Below are 5,914 nucleotides of genomic sequence, written 5' to 3'. Positions count from 1 at the left end.
GCACTATAGTTTGGAGTGAGGATTTTTAAATTTTCATTTCCTGGAGGTAAGACCTGAGACTTTTGAGTAGCACTATAGTTTGGAGTGAGGATTTTTAAATTTTCATTTCCTGGAGGTAAGACCTGAGACTTTTGAGTAGCACTATAGTTTGGAGTGAGGATTTTTAAATTTTCATTTCCCGGAGGTAAGACCTGAGACTTTTGACTAGCACTATAGTTCTGAGTCTGAAATTTTGAATTTTCATTTCCTGGAAAGGATAAATGAGATTCATCCGTAGAGAAATACTTTTGAATTTTGAATTTTGAATTTTGAATTTCTCCACGCCAATCCAATATCCAATCTACAGGATTCGATGCTATGACTTGAGTATTTTGGAGATTGGGTTGTACAGCAATAAGTCGGACTTCATAACGTTTCTCGTAAGTATTGAAGTCTAGTTCCACAACAGCATCACATATTCCTTGAGAAATTTCTTCTTTGTAATGACCCCACCAAATACCAGGAAAACCTTTATCTATAGACTCATCGCAAATTTCAAAATTTGTTTTAATATATTTGACCTTATTTCCCCGTAGGTCTGTTTGGTTCCGATGCCAAACATTAGTAAACCAACAATTTTGAATCAAAAGTTTAGGTACCGGATTTCCCATACCACAGGGTTCTAAAAGCTTTAGTTCTTGAAATAAATCTCTACCTAACTCAGATACAGTCACAATTAAATCTACTTCTATTACTGAGGTTTGGTTCAGAGTTGCTCCTAATGTTTCTCCCAATAGTTGATTAATAGCATCTGTAAATATCGGAATATTTTCTACTGGCAAACTGAGACCTGCTGCAAAAGGATGACCGCCAAACCTATCTAATAAATGTGCCTGATTTTTCACCAACTCATAGAGGTCTATTTTACCAACAGAACGGGCAGAACCACGAGCTAATAATTTCTCTTCAGAGGTTTTGGTAGCTTCAGTTTCCTCACTTAATAAAATAGTAGGACGACCATACTCTTGAGCTATTTGACCTGCAACTAATCCTAGCACACCGACAGGCCATTGAGGATCTGTCAGAACTATGACATGGGTAGTAGAAAGGTCTAGTTTGGTCAATTTTTGAGCAACATCTTCAGTTACTTCTCTTTGTAAAGATTTGCGCCTAGAGTTGGCCAACTCTGTTTCGATAGCCAGTTGTTGACAATGTTGAGGGTCACGACTGGTCAACAGTTCCACACAAAAGCTAGCATCTCCCATAATTCTACTTACAGCATTAATTCGAGGACCAATACCAAAAGAAATATCTGTAGGGCGATCGCCTGTTTTTTTGCACAATTCCAAAAGTTTAGCAACTCCTGGTCTGGTAGTTTTGTGTAATTGTGTACTTAATTTTTCAATACCTATTTGTGCTAAATAACGACAGTCATCTGTTAGTTGAACTAGATCGGCAATTAAACCAATAGCTACTAAATCTAATAATTCTGTTAGGGGAATTTTAGGTATTTCTGGGTAAGTTAAATAAAGTGCTTCTATAAGTTTATAAGCTACTCCAACTCCGGATAAATTATATAGGGGATGATCGGGGGAAAAATAGCGAGGATTAATAATAGCAAATAACGGCGGACGTTCTGAGGGAAGAGTATGATGATCGGTGACAATTATATCTATTCCTAAATTATTTGCATATTCTATTTCGGCAATATTTGTACTACCTGTATCACAGGTAATTATCAAACTATAATTTGCTTTAGCTAATTGTTCTATTCCAGAAAAATTCAAACCATGAGATTCTGTAAATCTGTTAGGAATATAATAAGTTAGTTGAAGATTTTTCTCGAAAAATTCTCCTAACCCATCCCAGAGTACAGATGTTGAGGTAATTCCATCTGCATCAAAGTCTCCCCAGATAGCAACTTTTTCTTGATTATTTCTAGCAGAGATAATTCTTTCTATGGCTCTGTTAATTTCTACGCCAAATTCAAAGGAGCTAGTTGGTTGATATTGTTTTGGATTTAAAAAACCTACTATATCTTTATTATTTTTAATTCCTCGCTGCCATAATAATTGTGCTAGATATTTTCCTGATAATTTTGGTGCATAATTTTTAACACACTCAAGAAATGAATGAGGCAGATTCTCAGACACAGTAATTTGCCAATTTTTTTTTTCTTGAGACATCTTTATTTAGTAATTCCTTGTAGTAACAAATAGAATGAAAAAAGTATGGCTAACCATACAACCATACAAGTATAGTAATATGATTTAAGTTGTGAGATATTGGAGATTTTTAGGGAAAAGTTAACTGGGAATACTTAATACCATTTCTGAAAAACTTCTCTACATTTTCGCATTGCAGGGGAGTAGGGGAGTAGTAGGGACGTTATATGCAACGGGAGTAGACAAAAGTAAACATGAGAATGATTAATATGAAATGCCTAATAATTATTAAAAACCTTATTCTGTCTGTGTTAATTACTTAATAATTGAAGTAGTATTCAAGTATAGCATTAATGCATGATAATTGGTATCACTGGGAACACATAAGAAGAAAAAACGAATATATATGAATATGATAAATGCTATATTCTATACTTTTAAGGAACACCTCAATTCTCACAACTAATTTATGATTGCTACATAGAATATAAGTAGGTAGGTGAAATTAAATAAAAAATCATTCTTGAGATAGTACACTGAATCTGGTAATTTTGCCAAGAATTTTTTCTAATGAATAGAATAAAAAAATTAGGGCTAACCATGGAACCATACAAATATAGAATATAAGTAGGTAGGTGAAATTAAATAGAAAATCATTCTTGAGAGGGAACACTGGAGCTGGTAATAGGGAATAGGGATTAAAAAATTTTTCTCACGTCACCTGACACCTACTTAATTGGTTTTATATGTTTTTACACCCATCTACTTAGCAAAAGTTGAAAGTTTAATTATTGCTGTGAATAAGCTATAACAGAAGGAAGAAGATTAATTATTCTATTCTGTTGCTTCAGAGATTTGATAAGTATTTAAAATAATAGGAACTACCATAAGATAATTTTAGCCTATTGGTATTGTAACAGTAATTATAACTGCTATCTTTATTATTATTTTTGTACAAGTAGTGATAGTGATTTTTCTTTAACAAAATCAAGTTCAGATGAAATATCCTATAAACCTATAAACTATTCCTGAATTTATGGAAAAAATATGTTATGCCACTACGCATTTAGGTTAGGAAATTGGTAAATCCTGTTTGCGGAGTATTTACGTAGGAAAAATTCACTCCGGGATTACTTTTAACTTTTAACTTTTAACTTTTAACTGTTGAATTTTGACTTGCGGGTAGCACTATAGGTAGTAGGTTTGAGGCATTTGGGAAAAATACTAGAGTATAAAGTAATTTTCACCTTAAAGTATTAATGTACGATCAAAGGTAAAACTTATATAGCATTTTTCATGCTAATTAGGTACACCTTTAATTTTTTCTTTCCTATTCCCTATCCCTATTCCCTATTCCCTGTTATTAATTAATAAATCCTGTTTCAGGAACAGGAAATTTTACAGTAAATATTGAACCTTTATTCACTTCACTAACTACAGCAATATCCCCACCCATCATTTTACAAAAGTGACGACTAATAGCTAAACCTAAACCAGTACCTCCATATTTTCGTGTTGTTGAATTGTCAGCTTGAGTAAATGGTTGAAATAAACTATCTATTTTTTCTTCTGATATACCTATACCAGTATCAGCAACACTTAAAACTAACATCTTATCTTTAGAGTTACAGTCTCCATTTTGAGAAATAAAATCTTCATCATTATTAACAACTTTAAATTTCAAAATTATTTTGCCATTTTCTGTAAATTTAGCTGCATTACTCAAAAGATTTAAAATTACTTGGCGCATTTTATTAGGATCGGCGACAATCGGTTCCTGGTTATCTTCACAGATTATTTCTAATGTATTACCATTTTCTTCAATCAAGGGTTGAATAGTTGCTAAAACATTTTCAATTAATGCCATGATATCGAAGCTTTCCCAATGAACATCCATCTTACCTGCTTCAATTTTTGAAAGATCGAGAATATCATTAATTATTGTTAATAAGTGTTTGCCGGAAGTATGAATATTATCAAGGTCATGAACAAAGTCTTCATAACCCAAATCCTGAGCATCTTCCAGTAAAATTTCACTGTAGCCAATAATAGCGTTTAATGGTGTTCGTAATTCATGACTCATATTTGCTAGAAATACACTTTTAGCTTTATTTGCTGCTTCTGCCTCATTTTTTTCTTGCTTTAAACGCTTATTTTCTTTGAGTTGTTGAACATTAGCTAATGTTTTTTTAATCGTAATGTCTAAATCTGGAAAATCTATGGGTTTAGTCAAAAAATCAAAAGCACCTCTATTCATCGCAGACCTAATTTTTTCCATATCATCATAAGCGGAAATAATTACTGCCTTGATTTCAGGATAGTGAAGTTGAAGATTATCTAGTAAAGTTAAACCATCCATTAAGGGCATATTAATGTCAGTTAATATGATGTCTATACTGGGTTCTTCTGACAATATTTCTAGTGCTTCTACACCGTCTCTGGCAAAAATAAAATCTAGTTCTTTTGTTTTGATTTTTTTTCTAAAGTTACGGATGATAAGTGATTCAAAATCTGGCTCATCATCTACAACAAGTATTTTTGATGACATGATATTCTGATTAATAAGCCAATTGCTTTCAATTTCTAAGTTACTTGTAACTAATGAGAATGAATATATGCTGTTTCTAATTTTGGCATAATTCGTCATGGAATTCTTTCCTTGGCTTCAAGCAAAAGTCAAAAAATAAAAGTCAAAAGCCAAAGAAAATAGAATTTCATTCATTTTGAAATGGCAAGTGAGGTTATAGAATAACATTGAGGATTTTTTAATTATTCTTTTTAAGAATAAAGTATGCTTTCTGTACTATATAGATTGAAGTTAGAATTAAGTCACTGAGAAGATAAGCATAGATTTTTTTACTACTTATATTTTTAATTAAATAAACTGTTAGCTAAATCGATATTTCTGGAATACTATCTAGACTGAATATTAAATCACCAGAAATATCTGTAGACTCAATAGATGCTTCTTTGTCATAAACTTCTGAAAAACGTTGACAGCGAGTAGCAAATTGACAAGTATGACAACTATCAAGAATCTGCACTTGGGGAAATTCTGCCCTATCTTCTTGGTAATGTTTTAACCAGTAAGTTAAATTATCTAATATCTCCTGTAAATCCTGTTCAGTTTTTTTGTGTGCTTGTTGATTGTAAGAAAATTTTAGTTTGTAGGGTAAGGTTTGACTTTTTGGTTGGATAAACCAATAGGTCATTGAAACTGCTTCTGGCAAATAATTGCTAGTTTCAACTAGGGTATAAAGATATAAGCGTGTTTGCCAATTTTGAGCTAATTTTTTTTTGTTTTGAGGATGACTATAGGTTTTCCAGTCAAAAATTTGTGCTTGTTGATTTTCAGCAATTAATAAATCATAAATAACTGTTAGAATATAGCGATTAAAATTAATGCTGCGACTATGTTCAGCTTGACGTAAAATTAAATTATCTTGATTTTCAGAGTTTAATATTTCTGGTGCAGCTTGGGAAAAATTATCAAAACAATGCTGCATTTCTTGATTTTCTAACATCAAAGATTCTATTGGTAATCCTAGTTCTCTTTGTTGCATTAATAAGTGAAACTGAGTACCCCAATTTAGTCTTTCTTGTTCTACTGATGTTGTCGGTACACTCAGATTATCTAGGTAGAGATGTTGGAATTTGCGCGGACAAGTTGTCAGTAAATTTAGGTGTTGTTGAGAGAGTCTATATTTTGTCATTTTTAGGGAATAGGGAATAGGGAATAGGGAATAGGGAATAGGGAATAGGGAATAGGG

Annotated in this window: 3 protein-coding genes; all 3 read right to left on the bottom strand. The window is 32.3% G+C overall.

Annotation, left to right across the window (positions count from 1 at the left end):
* On the bottom strand, positions 1-2,165 hold a 2,165-nt coding region (recJ, locus tag ACP6PM_RS34695), incomplete at its 3' end, for a single-stranded-DNA-specific exonuclease RecJ (RefSeq protein WP_426591420.1).
* Between the two features lie 1,342 nt (positions 2,166-3,507).
* The gene (locus ACP6PM_RS34690) at positions 3,508-4,692 is read right to left on the bottom strand and encodes an ATP-binding response regulator (protein WP_426591419.1); all 1,185 of its coding nucleotides are present in this window, start codon (positions 4,690-4,692) and stop codon (positions 3,508-3,510) included.
* Positions 4,693-5,035: 343 nt separating this feature from the next.
* Positions 5,036-5,914: PD-(D/E)XK nuclease family protein (locus tag ACP6PM_RS34685; RefSeq protein ID WP_426591418.1), on the bottom strand; the 879-nt coding region annotated here is incomplete at its 5' end.

The sequence above is a fragment of the Dapis brunnea BLCC-M229 genome, from assembly GCF_050015995.1.
Lineage (GTDB): Bacteria > Cyanobacteriota > Cyanobacteriia > Cyanobacteriales > Microcoleaceae > Trichodesmium.
The sequence above is the reverse complement of the archived record's forward strand: the minus strand, read 5'-3'. Positions and strand labels throughout refer to the sequence as shown.

Excerpts from the sequence above, each read along its gene's own strand:
- ACP6PM_RS34690 (WP_426591419.1), bottom strand. The coding sequence starts at position 4,692 with ATGTCATCAAAAATACTTGTTGTAGATGATGAGCCAGATTTTGAATCA.